Below are 18122 nucleotides of genomic sequence, written 5' to 3'. Positions count from 1 at the left end.
ATACTATGTTGAAGAAAATCGTTACAGTAATGACTGCATTAATGGTTGTTTTTGGGGCTAGCAGCTTTGTTTTCGTAGACCATGCGGCAGCGAAAAGTTACAAATCTGGTAAAAAATCATTTACACCAAGTTCAGGACAAAATTCAAAAGTAGATTTAAATAAAAAAGATTCTAATGTGAATGCACAGAAAACAAATCCTGATACAAAAACAAAAGCATCAAACACAGCGCCAAAGAGTAATAAAGGAAGCTTTATGAAAGGTTTATTACTTGGTGGTCTTGGTGGTTTACTGATGGGCAGCTTATTCGCAAACATGGGTGCACTTGGTTCTGTATTAGCGTTTATGGTAAATATGTTATTAGTGGCTGGTATCGCAATGTTAGCGGTTCGAGCATTTAAATATTTTAAAAACAAACGTAAGACACAGGCGGAAGAAACAGCATGGAGACGATAAAAATTTCTGAACAAGAGCTTATAAATGCACTTTGTGTTTATATCGCAGAAAAAAGACAAGTTGGTCCAGAAGCAGTATTAGTTGAACTGATGTATGATGATGACTACGGTTTTTCTGCTGAAGTAGAAGTAAATGGTCGCCAGCAAATTTTAATCCAGGCAAATTTAATTGAAGCACTTCGTTTATGGCTTGATCAGGAATACAATGTCAATCCGTTTGCAGCAAGATTACAGCTTGAATTAGATGATGAAGAAGGTATTTTCGCATTAGCGAATTTAAATAACTCGGATGAGTAGTGAAGAAGAGCTGTTGAGAGTAATCTCGGTAGCTCTTTTTAGTATGTACAGTTGTGCACGGAAAGAGTATGATTTACCTATTTATTCCACTAACAATAATTGGATTGTTTGGAATGATGAAGCCAGACATTTCGTTTATGTACGTTGCAGTTGCGGATGGGGCAGTAAAAATATTATTTGGAATTACATTGTTCTTTTTGAAGGCTCTTTTCCTAAATAATGTTGCTTTATTGCTTAAGAATTTTATCCTTATTGATTTTATGAGATTTTTACGCATAATTGTAACTAAGGGAGATGATTCCAAGTTGAGTAAACAGAATATCAGCACAACAGTTTCAGGAGATTTGATTGTTACCCATCTAATTGGCAAGATTAAAACAGATGATGTTTATGAATGGTTTAATGGTTTAATGGCTTCGAGCAGGTTTGTCAGCAATTCATTTCCGAGGGTCGGAAATACAAATTGTTGATGGATAGAAAAGGATACACGCCAGATCATTTTTCTGTTCAAAAAGCATGGAAAGATAAGTTCTTCAATGAAACCATTTTGAATCACAGTAAGGCAATTGCGTTTCTCCTTGAAGAAGGGGAGATAATGAATTATTTACAACAATCCAATACAAAAGAATCTATAAAATTTTTTGATGATTATGAACAAGCATTAATTTGGTTGAATGAATATCCAATATAAAACCCTTTATTGAACCAGTTGCTCTCAATCAACTGGTTTTTTATGCCTGTAATGTTGCTGTTGTCATACAATTCACTTGCTTACAAGCTTCCAATACCATTGTTTTTCTTCGCAGATTCTTGTCCAATTGCTTGTGCAATTCTAAAAAACGAAACAAAAACAAATAGTTGTCTATATACTTCGTAGCCACACCATTAAAGCGTTCCATAGAAAAGAGAATGTAAATAATTACAAAGAAACTGTATAAGTGTGAAAAAAGCAAGCGAAGGCGAATATATCTTTGCTTGCTTTTTCATTTGAGAAAGTATATTTCAAAGTTGAGAAAATGAAAACGGATACATAAATTGATTTTTTTCTTTTATAATGTTGAGAAGATGACTATGCAAGTTGGAGTGTCATTATTTTATGATATGGGTAGGAGGAGAAATATGAATAAACAAAGAAGGAAGTTAAAAAATTCGATCCGATTTTCTCTATTATGTGGCGCATGTATGATTAGTTTGTCTACATTTAGTTTTGTAGACAAAGCTTCTGCACATGGCTATGTAGAATCGCCAGCGAGTCGCTCTTATTTATGTAAACAAGAGGTAAATATAAATTGTGGCCCAGTTCAATATGAGCCACAAAGTGTAGAAGCACCTGGACTTTTTCCACATCTTGGTCCATCTGACGGACAAATCGCAGGGGCAGGGCATTTCCCGGAGTTAGATGTGCAAACAGCTGATAGATGGAATAAAGTAACATTAAATGGCGGGACAAACACATTTCAGTGGAAATTAACGGCGCCACATAGCACAAAAGAATGGAAATACTATATTACAAAAAAAGATTGGGATCCTAATAAACCATTGAGTCGTTCTGATTTAGATTTAGTACCTTTTTATGTAAAGAATGATGGAGGAATCAGACCAGGGACAACAGTTATTCATGAGGCTAACGTACCTACTGATCGAAATGGATACCATCTTATTTTAGCTGTTTGGGAAATCGCTGATACAGGGAATGCTTTTTATCAAGTTATAGATGTAAATCTTGTGAATAATGGTATGGCTGCTTCGGCGTATCAACCTTCATATCTTGATTTTCCTTCTTCGCACTTATTTCTAGATCAACAGTAAATAAGTTGAAGAAAGGCCATTCGTTGTATAGAGTGAATGGCCTTTCTTTTTATACTAAGGTAAAAAACTAGGAAAGAGATTGCATAAAAGAGTCTAGTATAGTATTAAACCGCTCTGCTTCTTCTAAAAATGGGCAATGACAGCTGTCCTCGAAAATAATAAGCCTGGAATTATGAATATGCTCGTGTAAATGTTCTCCCGCAGCAATTGGAATTAATTTTTCTTCTCTACCGAAGCAAAGTAATGTTGGTTTTGTTATGTTTTTTAGTTCTTCACGGTAATCAACAACAGATTGATCAAACAATATAGCACTCGCAATGGAGGCTGGAACTTTTGTAACTTCTTCAAGCATCCAAGTTAAATCCTCTGTAGTAAGAGATTCTTTAAACATAAGAGGGATAAAGTCTGTTAGAAATTTAGTTTGATTTGTTTGAATCTCTTTCATGAAATGAATGAGCGTTGGAAAATCAAAAGCGCCAATAGGAAAATCTGACCATTTAAAATCTGATGCCAGTTCGTCAATAATTACGGAACCTTGTATATTGTGTTCTCCAAATTGTTTTATATATTCCCACACAACAAATGCTCCCATTGACCAACCTACTAATGTAACATCTTTTAAACCTAAAGCTTCTATAAAGATATGTAGATCATGAGCATAATTTGTAATTGTATGACCAGATTCAACATGTGAAGAACGTCCGTGTCCGCGTAAATCAATCGAAATCGCACGATAGTTTTCACTGAAATAAGGGATTTGCTTATGAAAAAAACGGCTGCTCATCCAAACACCATGAATAAAGAGAATAGGTTTACCTTTTCCTTGATCTTCATAGTATAACTCTACGTTATTTTCAAGTTTTAAAATGGGCATCTTAGAAAGCCTCCTTTGAATACATATCTTTTTATAATTGTATTACACTTTTGCTTCTTTTTTCATCTTATATAGAAAAATTGTAGTGTTTTCATATAAAAATAAAAGAAACTTGGTTTTATTTCTAAAAAAATGCGTTTAAAATATTGTCATATTTGCTTCTTTAAGATATCCTTTTCATGAAGAGGTGGAAAACATGGAAAAAGTACTAGTTTTCGGGCATAAAAACCCAGATACAGATGCAATTTGTTCTGCAATTGCTTATGCAGAGCTGAAAAAAGAATTAGGAATGAATGCTGAGCCTGTACGTTTAGGTGAAATCAGCGGTGAAACTCAATTTGCGTTAGATCATTTCAAAGTAGAAGGACCGCGTTTTGTTGAGACAGTAGCAAATGAAGTGGACAACGTAATCTTAGTTGACCATAACGAACGTCAACAAAGTGCTAACGATATCGAATCTGTTCGTGTTTTAGAAGTTATCGATCATCACCGTATTGCTAACTTTGAGACAAGCGATCCTTTATACTATCGTTGTGAGCCAGTTGGTTGTACAGCTACAATCTTAAACAAAATGTACAAAGAAAATGGCGTTGCGATTCGTAAAGAGGTTGCAGGTTTAATGTTATCTGCAATCATTTCAGATTCTTTACTATTTAAATCTCCAACTTGCACAGAACAAGACGTGGCTGCTGCTCGTGAATTAGCAGAAATTGCTGGTGTTGACGCAGATAGCTATGGTCTAGAAATGTTAAAAGCTGGCGCAGATTTAAGCGGTAAAACAATGGAGCAATTAATCTCCCTTGACGCAAAAGAATTCCAAATGGGCGATGCAAAAGTTGAAATCGCACAAGTAAACGCTGTTGATACAAACGACGTTCTTGTACACCAAGCAGAACTAGAAAAAGTAATCGCTGCAGTAGTAGAAGAAAAAGGATTAGACCTATTCTTATTCGTTGTAACTGATATTTTAACGAACGACTCTGTCGGTCTTGCGATCGGTAAAGCAGTGAATGCTGTTGAAAAAGCGTACAATGTAACATTAGAAAACAATACAGCTACTTTAAAAGGTGTTGTATCTCGTAAAAAACAAATCGTTCCTGTATTAACAGAAACGTTCCAAGCTCTATAAGAGTAGGTTTGGGTGAAATGAAAAGAACAAGCAGATCACGGGTCTGCTTGTTCTTTTTTTGCTTAAAGCGAGAATTAAAAACACTGTTTTATATATGCGAATGGAACATGCTATGATTTTATATAAATACAAATTAAAAAACGAACATCAAACCATTCTTTTCAGATGGGTGAGAGGAACCGGCCATGGATAGAAGCGGTCAGTGCTTTTTTTAGCCCCATTCCATGTGAAAACAGAAGGAGAAAATGAGTGGAAGTCTCTGTTTGTTTTTCATAACCATAATGCATCTGTTAGAAAATCACATTGCATTTATATATAATGAATGACTATTTTATAACTTGAAAGTAATTATAAAAAATAGATAGAGTTGAAAGAGAAAAGAGGTACAAAGGTAACGATGAATAGATTATGCATTATTCCATGCGGGAAAAAGAAAATTTGGGATAAGTATCCCGATAAGGGGCCGACAGAGGCGAAAGATGTATACATGAGTCCATTTGGCAAGGCATGTCAGGCATATGCATCGGAATTTTTTGAGAAATGGGTTATTTTATCGGCAAAGCATGGATTTTTACTTCCAACTGATATCGTGAAAGAAAACTATGATCTTGCGTTTGATTCGAAAAGCGACGAGATTATTTGTATAGAACAACTAAAAAAGCAAATGATTAAAAAGGAATTAGTAGAATTTGATGAAATTGTTCTGCTTGCAGGAAAGAAACATAAAAAAGTAGTGACAAAATTATATCCGGAAGAAATTATTTCGTATCCATTAGAAGGGTGCAAGGGAATCGGTTATATGCTGCAGAGGTTAAAGTGTGCGGTTGAAAAAGGTGATGAGATTTAATTGTTATTCTGAATTTGTTTAGTTATATTAGTGGGTAGTAATTAAATTTGAATTTTGTAAAAAAGGAAACTGATAAATTTGTAGTTTGTAGGAAATGTAATGGTAAGGGATTAAAACCGATCCCTCTCTAGAGTGACATAGTCAAACAGGAGAAAGACCAGTTCCGTTAGAGATGTCCTTACTGATATCGTTTGTAATCTAAAAAGCTTAGTTATTCTATTTCTTTACATGCCCAAGCATCAATTTCTATTTTAAAAACAGGTGCAGCTAATGCGACAACATAAATCATTGTCGTACATGGAAGATGATCGTTAAGAAAATCACTTATTATTGCCTTTCTTTTATCAGGGGAAATTTCTTCGACTAAATAAAAAACTAACTTTGTCAAATCTTGAACATCCATGTTAGCAGATTCGAGGTTTTTTCGAATGTTGTCTAGTGCTAATTGCATTTGCTCTGCGGGATCTTCAGGTACGGTTCCATCAAATTTCATACCTAATTGTCCAGATAATGTTAACCATTTATTAGGGCCAGTTACTTCAATCTGGTGTACGTAGGGTGCTACTGGTGAATGAATTTCTTTTGGGTTTCTTGAGATTTTCATATAATCAATCCTTTATTGTGATATTTTAAGTACACTTCTCTATTAGATATTACAATAATCAGAAAATAAAATCTATAATTTAGTCAAACGGTATTTGATATCTAAATAAAATGCATTTGTAAAGATAAGTTCTCTTTGGATCCTGAATATAGTAAATCAAAGGGAGGGGTTATCTTGACTGAAATAACAATTAGTTTATGTATGATTGTAAAAGATGAAGAGCAGGTTATTGCAAGATGTTTAGATTCAATAAAACATATAGTCGATGAAATCGTTATTGTTGATACTGGGTCCAAGGATAAGACGAAAGACATTGTTCGGGAATACACAACCTGTGTTTATGATTTCAAGTGGAATGATAATTTTGCGGCGGCCAGAAATTTTTCATTTTCTAAAGCGAAAAAAGATTATATTTTATGGTTGGATGCGGATGATGTGTTATTGGAAAAAGATCAGCAGAAATTGTTAAATTTAAAACAAGAACTGGATCTTGATGTTGATGCAGTTTCCATGCCGTATCATTTGAATACTGGATTAGATGCGGAACCGCTATATATTACAACTCGTCATAGACTTGTGAAACGCTCAAGAAACTTCCAATGGACTAACAAGGTGCATGAATATATACGAGTTGAAGGGAACGTGTTGCACACGGATATCATTATTAACCATTGTAAAGAAACACCACGAATGAATCAGAATTATAACATCCTTCAATCTATAGTTGAGACAGAAGAAGCTACACTTACAGATTGGTTTAATTATGCGAATGAATGTATGTTTCAGCAAAAGTATGATGAGGCAATACAATTTTATAAAAAAGTATTAGATAGCAAAAAGGAATCGGGAGAAGGAAAAATTTATGTATGCGGAAATTTAGGTTATTGTTATACACAACTTCAACAATGGGAGAAAGCATTGGAAGCTTTTACAAGGGCTTCTCAATACGGTAAGCCAAGAGGGGAAATTTGTGTTGGTATCGGGCATGTCATGATGGAACAAAAAAAATATAAGGAAGCAATTCGTTGGTATGTAGCAGCTACAAAAATTCCGTATCCGAACGAGGCCATCCTTTATAATCCAGCAAGTTACAATTGGATTCCATATTTTCAAATAGGTTTGTGCTATAGTCATTTAGGGGATTATGAAAAAGCGTCTCATTATAATGAATTAGCAGCAAAATATATGCCTAATCATTCAGCAGTGATATATAATCGTCAATATTTTAATACCCTATTACAAAGTAAAGAGTAACGTTATGAATGCCGATTTATTATTAAATATTTCATCCTACTGGAAGAATCAGCGGACATCGAACTATGAAGAGCGATTCATCGTTCGATGTCCGCTTTTTTTATAGGGATATACGCAATTAACGTTTTTAGTGGAGGTTCATCGTACAGCAATGTAGGTAACTGATATAATATGTAATAGAACTTGAAGAGGAATATCATATAGCAGTTTTTTTTATATCTCGAACGTCTTATTAAACAAGGAGGGCAAAATGATAGAAAACCTTTCATTTATTAATTATGAACACCATAAAAAGTTAGTTCGAGCAATCTTAAATGAGTGTATGGCTACAGATGAAATTATTGGGCTAATGCTTATAGGTTCTGTTGCAAGAGGAGATGCTAATCCTGACTCAGATTTAGATTTATATCTTCTTTTAGAAGATGGATATAACAAAAATTCTATTCTGAGATGAGAGGAGATATTTTAGTTGAATATAAATGTGCAGACTTTAACCAAATTCAATTAAATTTTGATAACAATCCAATGGAATTATACTCTTTTTTAGATGGAAAAATTTTGTTTGATAATAAAGGAATCCTGAAGCAACTCATGCAGATAGCCGGGCAAAAATATAACGATTATTGTATTTCTGATAAACAAGTAAAAGGCATTGCTCATTGGTTACATAGTACACGTATTAAGATTCATGCTGCGATGAAAGTAAATGATGTATTAAAGGCTTCATATATATTGAACACATCAACTTGGGTAATGCTAGAAGGGATATGGGCTATAAACAATAAACCAATACCTCCTTCTAGCTCTGTTTTGGTACATATGAAAAAACTATCTAATCGGCCTTCTAATTTAGATGATTTGCTGAATAAAGTGTTCTTAGGAAATACGATGGAACGCATTCATTCAGCAATCATCATTATTGAGTGGGTTCTATTGAATTTAGAATACGAAAAATGTTATTTACCCCGCATTAATAGGCAGTAAGACCCCCCACCTCAAAGTTCAGCGAATGCAAAGAAGTTAGGGGGCGGGGCTGCCCGTTAAAGCCCGATTGGTGAGGGCTGATAATCAGTGGGGGGTGAAGAAAAAACCCATTGATTAAAGTTTCACTTTATAATTTATCATTTGCTCCATGAGGTTTCTAATCTCTTTAACGGGTGGCTTTTTATCATATATATCAATGCGTGAAAAATAGTAATTTAAATTTCGAACGAGACCTTTTCCGATTTTTGCGCTGAGGAAAGGAAATACTTGTCCTGTGTAGTCATCAAGGGACTTACAATAGTATTTTTCATCTAAATAAATACTATATTTACATGTTAGCTCTATTAATGGGTTACCTTCAGAATCATATACATCTTTAGAGTCAATAATATCTATTAGTGCGAATCTATCATTAAGATACACTTTTTTCTTCTTTTCAGGCTTATTAGAAAGAATAAAAGCGAGACCTATTGCGTTAATCAATGTGCTTCCTCCTACAAATAAAAAGATATTAATAAAATATATCGATATATGTTAAATGTAAAGGGATGAAAAAATAAAAGAATCCCTGCAAGGGAAGTAGCAGGGATTCGTAAGGGTATATTGCCGAGAATGTCGGGCTCGACAATATAATCGTAACATGAATTTCTTGGAAAGAAACCTGGTAAATGTGTCCAAATGAATGGAGCACTACTACGTACAAAAAGTTTTAAAAAGGTTAATATAAAGTCAAAAAGACCTACTTCCCGCGGTAGGTCTCTTTAACTAGATAATGTTGATGAGTAATAACTCATCTGGAGTACTTTTATCGTAACAAATGAAATGCCTTTTGTGTATTGAGAAAAAATTGAAACTGTAATGGAAAGTTACTTTATTTCTATCAAACTTCTGAATTATGATACTTTGTATTACAAGCTTATTTAATAGTAGAATGAAAAAAGACCTGCAAGTATAAAGCAGGTCGTAATAAGGGGGTGTAGTTCAACAGATTACTTACATGTTATCAATTGTTATGTATGAAGTCTATGGGTTACATGTTGAGAAACTTTGCATGGAAGAAATTTACAGCGAAACAATACAAGCCCCTATTAAATATATATAAATTCAAATTAAAAAACGAACATCAAACCATTCTTTTCAGATGGATGAGAGGATCCGGCCATGGATAGAAGCGGTCAGTGCCTTTTTTAGCCCCATTCCATGTGAAAACAGAAGGAGAAAATGCGCGAAGGTCTCTGTTTGTTTTTCATAACCATAGTGTATCTGTTAGAAAAGATTTATATATTGGATGATAAATCTTTATTCATTATCTCAAATGTATAGTGAACAATGAACGATATTAACGTTTTGTACTTTTGAAAAAGAGAGTGAAAAGAGATGTGAACAGCTTCCTATAAGAAAATACGGGCCGATATTTATAAAGAGATTCATATTTCCAAGCATCACGATTAGAATCCTTGAGCTGTTTATTTGAAGAGCGAAAAACAATTAGATTTTTGTTGTGCTTCATAATAAACCTCCCTTAATTTAATACGGATATAGGATGGAAATGAATGTGTAATATGTGTGTGAAATCGTTTGATTGAGAAACTTTTCTCTTCATTATCTGATTGGAACTTTCTTTTCATAAGTACTGTGTCTATTTTTGAAGTACTGTAATTCATAGAAAACAACTAGTATTCCAATACTTATTAAAATCCAAATGGAAGAGAACGATAGAATGATAAGGAAACAGACAATTAAACTGAAAGAAAGAATTTTGTTAAATAGACCTGGTAATAATTTATATGCTGCTAAAATGCCACAAATTGCATTACAGATAAAAAAAGCATTTGCAATAGCTACGATTTGTTCTACTGTAATGAAATCAATATAAAGACAGATAAATACAATCGTATGTATGCTGATTAATAAAAGTAAAGAAAAGATTGGTACATTTGATTTCGTACGATAGGAAAGTTTAGATACTTTCTTTATATATTTCGTTTCAGAAACGATCAGACGTGAGACTCCGCCAACAACTAATAAATATGTACTCATGCAAAGAACAGTAGTAATAAAAGCGATGAGAGAAGCGGAAAACTTTCCAAATAAAGTAGCTAATATGGCTGTTATCCGTAAGTTTTCTTGATGTGAATTAGGAATTTCAATCCACTGTGTGGCGCCTGCTACGACAAGACAAACAATGGTTACAGTAAGTGTGCTTATCGCAATTGCTTGCGGGATGGTTTTTTTACGATTTTTGACCTCCATACTGTAATTTCCGATAACCTCCCAACCTACTAAAGCCCAAAAAAGTAGTAAAATACTATATCCAAAATCTCCAAAAGAAAAAGCTGTTTGAAATAGATTTTCTAATCGGAAATGAGGGATCGAACTTATTCCTCCGCTTAGTAAAAGAACGGTCGCAGCTGTTGAAAATACAAATGATATTTTTCCAATCGATGATATATCTAATAATAAAATGAATACGCAAACGCTCAGTAAAAGAAAACCAATTCCTTCTAACGGAACATGAAAGTTTGGAAATAAAGCAGCGATATATTGACTGGCTGTCATGAGAACAGCTGTAGGACCTAGGCAGCCTGCTATAATAAAGAAAATAGAAGTTAATTGTTTCATAGAAGGTCCAAAAGCTTGATCTACCGCATGTGCAACTCCAGATTCACTAGGAAAATGAATGCTTAATTTACCAAATAAGGAGGCAAATAGAAAGCCGACTCCCATAATAAGTAACCAAGCAATAATAGCGTAATCTCCAGTTGTTTTGTAAATAAGCGGAGGGAGTAAAATGATTCCTGATCCTAAAATGGGGCCAATCATTAAACCGCTGAGCAGTACTGGTCCTAATTTTTTCTTTCTCATATAATGTATACATCTCCTTTTGAAGAATTCTATTTCTTCTATTGTAATTTGAGTTTATCTATCAGTAAAATAGATATATATGAAGTTATTAATCGGGAATTTCGATGTTAGAATGGAGAGGTTGAAGTGGAGATTCGGCATTTAAAAACATTTAAAACAATCGTTGAGTTGGGAGGATATACACGGGCAGCCGACTATTTAGGATACGCACAATCTACTATAACGGGACATATTCAAGCAATTGAACAAGAAATGGGCCAGCCTTTATTCAATCGATTAGGGAAAAAAATGGTGTTAACAGATGTAGGGAAGCATTTACTGCCTTATGCAAATGAAATGATTACTTTGTCTGAGAAAGCGAAACAAATACCAAGCTTGGATAATGAAATTACTGGGAAAATTGTAATTGGCGCCCCGGAATCATTAACAATTTATCGACTGCCTTCTATTCTTCATGAATATAAAAAGAAGTATCCAAAAGTAAAAATCACATTAAAAGCTTCAACGTGTTGGGAATTGCGAAATGATTTAAAGAGCGGGAATATAGATATTGCTTTTCTCTTAGATGCTGAGCGTCATGAAGAGGATTTACATATTGAGCAACTTGTCATAGAGAAAATGGCGTTTGTTTTTCCAAAAGATTACACTGCGATACAGACCGATTCGCAAGACGTCCTATTTTCTCAAGAGGAAACCTTTTTGTATACGGAACGTGGTTGTAGTTATCGATCATTTTTTGAGCACTATTTACAAAGGCAAGGAATCCAGCATGAAAGTACATTTGAATTTTGGAGCATTGAGGCGATAAAACAATGCGTTATGTGTGGATTAGGGATTTCTTTATTACCGATTATTACGATCCAACAAGAATGGAAAGATAAGAGATTACACGCTGTTATTTCAAATGAAACAAAGTTTGCAACACAACTGGCGTATCATAAAAATAAATGGTTTTCTCCAGCTTTACAGGAGCTGTTAATGATTATACGTAAGCATGCGAAGAAATGGAGAGAAGTAGAGGGGACAATGAATTATAAGTAATGATATAATAATAGTAGATGAAAGACTAAGAAAAGCAGGTGAATCTTTTTTGTTTACAAAAGCACAAGAACTTTTAGCGTCCTATTTTGGCTACTCGTCATTCCGCAGAGGGCAAGATGAGACAATTAAAAATGTATTGGATGGAAAAGATACCGTTTGTATTATGCCAACAGGCGGTGGTAAATCGATTTGTTACCAAATTCCAGCATTAGTATTTGAGGGGACGACATTGGTTATATCGCCGCTCATTTCACTTATGAAGGACCAAGTAGATACGTTAGTACAAAACGGAATCTCAGCTACATATATTAATAGTTCTATTTCAATAACAGAAGCAAATCAACGCATTCAATTAGCGAAGCAAGGACATTATAAGCTGTTATATGTTGCGCCAGAGCGTCTTGATTCAATGGAGTTTGTAGATCAATTAATTGATATGAACATACCGATGATTGCAATTGATGAAGCGCACTGTATTTCGCAGTGGGGACATGACTTCCGGCCAAGTTATTTACATATACATCGCATATTGGATTATCTTCCGGAAAAACCGCTTGTACTCGCGTTAACTGCAACAGCAACGCCACAAGTGCGTGAAGATATTTGTAATACTTTAGAGATTGATCAAAAAAATACAATTATGACAACCTTTGGACGAGAAAATTTATCATTTTCAGTGATCAAAGGACAGGATCGAAATGCATATTTAGCAGATTATATTCGTCAAAATAAAAAGGAATCGGGAATTATTTATGCAGCGACAAGAAAAGTTGTTGATCAGTTGTATGAAGATTTATATAGAGCTGGGGTTTCCATTGCTCGTTATCATGCTGGAATGAATGATCATGATCGCAATGAACAGCAAGAACGATTTTTACGTGACGAAGTGAGTGTGATGGTAGCGACATCGGCATTTGGTATGGGGATCGATAAATCAAACATTCGCTATGTGATTCATTATCAACTTCCGAAAAATATGGAAAGTTATTATCAAGAAGCAGGACGTGCTGGTCGTGACGGATTGGATAGTGAATGTATTTTGTTATATTCCTCTCAGGATGTACAAGTGCAACGCTTTTTAATTGATCAGTCTACTGGAGAATCACGTTTTTCAAATGAACTTGAAAAATTGCAGCATATGACTGATTATTGTCATACGGAACAATGTTTACAATCATTTATTTTAGAGTATTTTGGTGAAATGCCGAAAGACGATTGTGGTCGCTGCGGGAATTGTACAGATGAACGTGAGAGCGTCGATGTTACGCGAGAATCACAAATGGTCTTATCCTGTATTATTCGAACAAACCAGCGCTTTGGAAAGCAAATGATTGCACAAGTGTTAACCGGATCAAAAAATAAAAAAGTGATTGAATTCAATTTTCATACATTACCAACTTACGGTCTTTTATCAAATCGTAGCGTAAAAGAGGTAAGTGAGTTTATTGAGTTTTTAATTTCAGAAGAGTTAATTGCAGTGGAACACGGGACGTATCCAACTTTAAAAGTAACAACAAAGGGGAAAGACGTATTACTCGGAAACGAAAATGTGTTACGAAAAGAAAGAGTGGAAACAAGACAAATTGTACAAGATCACCCATTATTTGAAGTATTACGTGAAGTGCGAAAAGAAATTGCACAAGGAGAAGGCGTACCACCGTTTGTTATTTTCTCTGACCAAACGTTAAAAGATATGTGCGTAAAAATGCCGCAAAGTGATGCAGAACTCTTACAAGTAAAAGGGATTGGAGAACATAAGCTTGCAAAGTATGGTTCTCACTTTTTACAAGCAGTCATTCAGTTTATTGAACAAAATCCAGACTACGCTGAAACGATTAAAACAGAAATTGTTACGGAGCGAAAGAAATCTGGTAAGGCTTCTGCTAATTCACACTTAGAAACATATGAAATGTATAAGCAAGGCATTGAACTAAGCACGATTGCAACAGAAAGAGCATTGTCGCGTCAAACGGTTGAAAACCACTTAATTCGTTGTTACGAGGAAGGCATGGAGGTAGATTGGCCAAGTTTTGTTTCGGCTGAATACGAATCTCTTATTGAAACAGCAGTACAACAGGCAGAAGGTGGGTTAAAATCGATTAAAGAACAACTTCCAGATGAAGTAAGTTACTTTATGATTCGCGCTTATTTACAAATAAGGAAATAGAGAATAGGGATAGATGCACATCGCTATCAAGCTAAGCTCATGTAACGTCAATGATAAGCGAGATTGTTTCTTTTTTTCGAAAGTCTATATGTAGGTGTTTTAAAGATTTGCATACGAAATAAACCCTAACGGATTTCATTTTTTTGAATTAAGCCGCTTGATTATCAGACATAGTACAATTGTAAACGACACCTAATATATCAAAGACTGTTTTCTTCTCATACCTATGAGATTTTAAAGTAACCTTAGTTCGGGTATTCGCTGAGCTAAGGTTATTTCATTTCCATTTAGATAGAAAGAAGACCGTTTTTTTCATTTGAAGACAAGAGTTCATTACCCAGAAGAAACAAAGTGGAAAGTGATTGAGATGAAAAGAATGGTTATTCAAATCGTCCCATTATGGAGACGATTTGAATTAAAAAAGTTGAATAAAATTGACGATGAATATCATTTTCACTTATTATGAAATCGGCACATTTAATTGGTCGTGATTTTGTAAAAAATTCTACTATTTTATTCATGTAATAGATTTTCATTAAGGTGTCACTCTCAAGAACTATCACTGATTTTTTTATGAATTTAAACGTAGGAAGGGGTAAAATATAATGAACTGGAAAAAAGGCGGATTATGGATTATTATTTTTTTCATTGTAAAAGGTACGATTTCTACACTTTTAATTGTTACAGGTGTTAAATATTTTAATTTATCATATATGCAATTTTTAGTACTAATACTGATCTTATTACTGATTTCTCTAACAGGTCGTAAATTCCTTTATAGACATAAACAAATCAAAAAGCAAAAAGAGATAGACATATAATAAAGCCCCAGAAATCTTTGGATTTCTGGGGTTTTCTTTTCTTAGCTTGATAGCAATGAGGTCCCCCCAGCAAAACGCAAATTTCTTACTCTAAGTAAAAATTGCTTTTTAGTACCTATAGCACTTTAAAGTACATACAATTTTAATGTGTTAAATATACTTCATAATAGCCTATGTAAGAGGGGGGAAGTAGGAAAGTACTTATAGCACTTTAAAGTACGTACTTTTTATTGTGTTGAATATGATTCGTAATAGCATCTGTAATAAGAAAATAAGCTTTACGGTACTAGTTACTAACTATATTACAGCAGTTTATTTAGATTCAGAATGATTGGAAGTTGGTACTATAGAACCTGATAATTACAAAAAATTCCAATTTGTCATAACACGATTATGGAGGTTAAAGATATGAGTACTTCAAGTATGAGTGAAATAAGAGAAAAAATTTTAATAGAGGAGGAAACACTTCAATTTTCCTCTTTTACAAATGAAGATGCCTTTCAATTAGGTTTATTCATCGTTGAAACAGCAAAGCGAGAGGGAAAAGTGATTGCAGTTGATATAACAAAAAATGGTGTGCAATTATTTCATTTCAAGATGACAGGGACAACTGAGGAAAATACAAAATGGATTGAGCGTAAAAAACGGGTCGTTTCTCTGCATAATCATAGCTCGTATTATATGCAGATACAAAGTGAAATAAGTGGAATCCCATATCATGAACAATACCGTTTAGATGCTTCGGAATATGCCGCATTTGGCGGAGCATTTCCCATTCAAATAAAAAACGTAGGGGCTATCGGAATCGTAACAGTCTCAGGATTACCCCCAGAAGAAGACCATGAATTGGTTATAAGAGCAATTAAAAATCATTTAAACCAATAGATGCACGCATTCGAATGAAATTCAAATCGATAATAAATGAAGCGTTTTTAATACTATAAAGTGAAACTTTAATCAGTGGAGGTTTTCTTCATCCCCCACTGATTATTAGCCCTCACCAATCGGGCTTTTACGGGCAGTTGATCTCCCACCAAACTTCTTTGCTGTCACTGAATTTTGAGGTGGGAGTCTTACTGTCCGCAAATAGCGGGATAAATGGATAACCCGAATAGTGAACACTCTGAAAAGAGTCCATTATTCGGGTTTTGTTTGTCTACACTCATGTTCTTTAAATTACTCTTTAATTAATGTGTCAGACGGAACTAAAGGTTTGTATTCAACTGGTGAAGAAAGGGAAATTAAAGTTGTTGAACTACCGTACTTCATACTTTGGTTTTCGAATTGCTCTAATTCTTTTGTGGATGCAACAATTACTTTTATTAAGTAATTGTATTCCCCGCTTATCCGGTGACATTCTACAACCTGCGGGGCATCCTCACAGTATCCAACGAAATTATTGCATTGAGTAGTACGAAATAGCATAAAAGCTACGGTTGATTTACCAATCTTGTCATTAGAAACAATAGTTCGATACTGCTTTATAACGCCGTGTTCTTCCATCCGTTTAACTCTCTCCGTTACCGCAGGTTGTGATAATCCTATAAGTTTACCAAGCGAAGTCATTGATAAACGTGCATCATTTTGCAAATGAAATAAAATATGTTGATCAACTTTATCCATATTAACCCTCCAGTTATGAATTCAAAGTTATACCACAAAAAGACTTTAAATTCCTTTGCAATTTAGTAAAAACTCCGTTATTGAGCGATGTAATAAATGTAGTTTACCACTTATACTAAATTATAGTAAGCGAATTGCTTTATAAGGGGGAATATTATGAAAAAACAGTTGCCAATTCTTTTTATAGCATTAGGGTTATTTGGGGTATACTGCATTGAATTTGGGGTTGTAGGAATTCTACCTATGATAATGGAGCGCTTTGACATTAGTGCAGCGAAAGCAGGAATGTTAGTCGGGCTTTTTGGTTTAATTATTGCATTTTCTGGTCCTTGGATGGTCCTTTTCTTTTCAAAGTTTAATCGTAAATATGTATTGGTTTTATGTCTCGTTATTTTTTCGATAAGCAGTTTGTTGTCAGCATACCTACCAACATTCGAATTACTATTATCTTCTCGTATCGTACCTGCTTTTTTTTCATCCAGTTTACTTTTCACTAGCTGTTGTTACAGCCACTTCATTGTATCCTAAAGGGAAATCAGCTCAGGCCACGACAAAAGCATTGATCGGAACAAGTATGGGAATGGTGTTAGGAATTCCTTTGACAACATTGATAGCTGGGCAAATTTCTTACGAGGCTTCTTTTGTATTCTGTGCAGTTGTCAACGCTCTATCTGCACTTGGAGTAGCTATCATATTGCCAAATCCACAAAAGCAGCAGAAATTATCATATATGTCCCAGCTTCGTATTCTACAAAAAAGGAACCTGTGGTTAAATATTGGCGCTGCTACATTTATATTTGCAGCTATGTTTTCTGTGTATAGTTACTGTGCTAAATTTCTCGGTGAAGTAACAGGAATAAATGGAACATTACTCAGTATCATGTTGATTCTTTTTGGAATAGGTGGCTTGTTTGGAAATATAGTCTATGGAATCTTTATGGGTAAAAATAAGGTTCGTACCGTTTTTTTTCATCCACTCATCCTCGTAAGTATGTATGTTCTTTTATATATCTTTGGATACTCTTTTATGACAATGACGATACTCATTGTATTATGGGGAGCAGCTCATACAAGTGGACTCGTTGTAGCACAAATTTGGGTGACATCTGAAGCGTTAGAAGCACCTGATTTTGCTACAGCTCTGTATATTTCTTTTATTAATTTTGGAGTGACTATAGGATCATCAGTAGGGGGATGGTTTATTATCCAAACTGGAATTAAAGGAGTTTTATGGAGTGGGATTCTTTTTGCAGCACTTGCTCTTGTCTGCATTGTAGCTAGGAACATAGCTCTACAAAAAATGAAATCGCATGTTTCTATTCGTTGAATCTATATATTAGAGTTTCGTTTTAT

The 18122-nt window shown here is 34.4% G+C and carries 15 protein-coding genes and 4 pseudogenes; 14 read left to right on the top strand and 5 right to left on the bottom strand.

The annotated features are described in order from the left end of the window. Positions 1 to 5: 5 nt before the first annotated feature. From ACX5JI_RS20965 to ACX5JI_RS20945, 5 genes and pseudogenes are all read left to right on the top strand, one after another. Entirely contained in the window at positions 6 to 455 is a 450-nt protein-coding gene (locus ACX5JI_RS20965) for a hypothetical protein (RefSeq protein ID WP_459502954.1), read from the top strand. Next, entirely contained in the window at positions 443 to 751 is a 309-nt protein-coding gene (locus ACX5JI_RS20960; protein WP_459502953.1) for a YxcD family protein, read from the top strand. The genes ACX5JI_RS20965 and ACX5JI_RS20960 overlap by 13 nt, the downstream gene beginning before the upstream one ends. A gap of 68 nt (positions 752 to 819) precedes the next feature. Further along, positions 820 to 894 (top strand): annotated as a pseudogene (locus tag ACX5JI_RS20955) (hypothetical protein); the annotation flags it as partial. Continuing rightward, positions 889 to 1442: pseudogene (locus ACX5JI_RS20950) on the top strand (SpoIIAA family protein). The pseudogenes ACX5JI_RS20955 and ACX5JI_RS20950, both read left to right, overlap by 6 nt. Before the next feature lie 491 nt (positions 1443 to 1933). Further along, positions 1934 to 2560, top strand: coding sequence for a lytic polysaccharide monooxygenase (locus tag ACX5JI_RS20945; RefSeq protein WP_459503010.1), 627 nt, complete (start codon positions 1934 to 1936; stop codon positions 2558 to 2560). 67 nt (positions 2561 to 2627) lie between these two features. Here the strand turns inward: ACX5JI_RS20945 and ACX5JI_RS20940 are convergent, their stop codons facing one another. After that, a complete protein-coding gene (locus tag ACX5JI_RS20940; RefSeq protein WP_459502952.1) occupies positions 2628 to 3434 on the bottom strand; it encodes an alpha/beta fold hydrolase in 807 nt (268 codons plus the stop codon). 196 nt (positions 3435 to 3630) lie between these two features. On the opposite strand from ACX5JI_RS20940, the gene ppaC reads away from it, so the two are divergent. Continuing rightward, complete coding sequence (gene ppaC / locus ACX5JI_RS20935; protein WP_459502951.1) at positions 3631 to 4563, top strand: manganese-dependent inorganic pyrophosphatase; 933 nt, start codon at positions 3631 to 3633, stop codon at positions 4561 to 4563. 397 nt (positions 4564 to 4960) lie between these two features. Then, positions 4961 to 5410 (top strand): DUF6884 domain-containing protein, encoded by a 450-nt coding sequence (locus ACX5JI_RS20930; RefSeq protein ID WP_459502950.1) that lies wholly within the window; start codon positions 4961 to 4963, stop codon positions 5408 to 5410. 211 nt (positions 5411 to 5621) lie between these two features. On the opposite strand, the gene ACX5JI_RS20925 is transcribed toward ACX5JI_RS20930, so the two are convergent. Continuing rightward, the gene (locus tag ACX5JI_RS20925) at positions 5622 to 6014 is read right to left on the bottom strand and encodes a RidA family protein (RefSeq protein ID WP_459502949.1); all 393 of its coding nucleotides are present in this window, start codon (positions 6012 to 6014) and stop codon (positions 5622 to 5624) included. Between the two features lie 201 nt (positions 6015 to 6215). Between ACX5JI_RS20925 and ACX5JI_RS20920 the strand changes: the two genes are divergently transcribed. Together ACX5JI_RS20920 and ACX5JI_RS20915 are read left to right on the top strand one after the other, a co-directional pair. Next, positions 6216 to 7268 carry a glycosyltransferase gene (locus ACX5JI_RS20920; protein ID WP_459503009.1) on the top strand — a complete coding sequence of 351 codons (1053 nt, stop codon included), beginning with the start codon at positions 6216 to 6218 and terminating at the stop codon, positions 7266 to 7268. Between the two features lie 250 nt (positions 7269 to 7518). Continuing rightward, a pseudogene (locus ACX5JI_RS20915) lies at positions 7519 to 8252 on the top strand (nucleotidyltransferase domain-containing protein). A gap of 114 nt (positions 8253 to 8366) precedes the next feature. On the opposite strand, the gene ACX5JI_RS20910 reads toward ACX5JI_RS20915, so the two are convergent. Both ACX5JI_RS20910 and ACX5JI_RS20905 read right to left on the bottom strand, forming a co-directional pair. After that, positions 8367 to 8735, bottom strand: a complete 369-nt coding sequence (locus ACX5JI_RS20910; RefSeq protein ID WP_459502948.1) for a cytoplasmic protein — start codon at positions 8733 to 8735, stop codon at positions 8367 to 8369. Positions 8736 to 9854: 1119 nt separating this feature from the next. Continuing rightward, positions 9855 to 11117 carry an APC family permease gene (locus ACX5JI_RS20905; RefSeq protein ID WP_459502947.1) on the bottom strand — a complete coding sequence of 421 codons (1263 nt, stop codon included), beginning with the start codon at positions 11115 to 11117 and terminating at the stop codon, positions 9855 to 9857. Positions 11118 to 11243: 126 nt separating this feature from the next. Between ACX5JI_RS20905 and ACX5JI_RS20900 the strand changes: the two genes are divergently transcribed. The 4 genes from ACX5JI_RS20900 to ACX5JI_RS20885 all read left to right on the top strand — a co-directional run bounded on the left by ACX5JI_RS20900 (position 11244) and on the right by ACX5JI_RS20885 (position 16031). Further along, a complete protein-coding gene (locus tag ACX5JI_RS20900; protein ID WP_459502946.1) occupies positions 11244 to 12158 on the top strand; it encodes a LysR family transcriptional regulator in 915 nt (304 codons plus the stop codon). A 49-nt stretch (positions 12159 to 12207) separates the two neighbouring features. Then, positions 12208 to 14325, top strand: coding sequence for a DNA helicase RecQ (gene recQ, locus ACX5JI_RS20895; RefSeq protein WP_459502945.1), 2118 nt, complete (start codon positions 12208 to 12210; stop codon positions 14323 to 14325). A gap of 605 nt (positions 14326 to 14930) precedes the next feature. Continuing rightward, positions 14931 to 15146 carry a hypothetical protein gene (locus ACX5JI_RS20890; protein WP_459502944.1) on the top strand — a complete coding sequence of 72 codons (216 nt, stop codon included), beginning with the start codon at positions 14931 to 14933 and terminating at the stop codon, positions 15144 to 15146. Positions 15147 to 15554: 408 nt separating this feature from the next. Further along, a complete protein-coding gene (locus ACX5JI_RS20885) occupies positions 15555 to 16031 on the top strand; it encodes a heme-degrading domain-containing protein (protein ID WP_459502943.1) in 477 nt (158 codons plus the stop codon). Positions 16032 to 16322: 291 nt separating this feature from the next. Here ACX5JI_RS20885 and ACX5JI_RS20880 read toward each other — a convergent pair whose 3' ends face one another. Then, entirely contained in the window at positions 16323 to 16769 is a 447-nt protein-coding gene (locus ACX5JI_RS20880) for an Lrp/AsnC family transcriptional regulator (protein WP_459502942.1), read from the bottom strand. Between the two features lie 156 nt (positions 16770 to 16925). Here ACX5JI_RS20880 and ACX5JI_RS20875 point away from each other — a divergent pair. Continuing rightward, positions 16926 to 18096 (top strand): annotated as a pseudogene (locus ACX5JI_RS20875) (MFS transporter). Positions 18097 to 18122: the final 26 nt, after the last annotated feature.

Source organism: Bacillus sp. C1 (genome assembly GCF_054570475.1).
The sequence above is the reverse complement of the archived record's forward strand: the minus strand, read 5'-3'. Positions and strand labels throughout refer to the sequence as shown.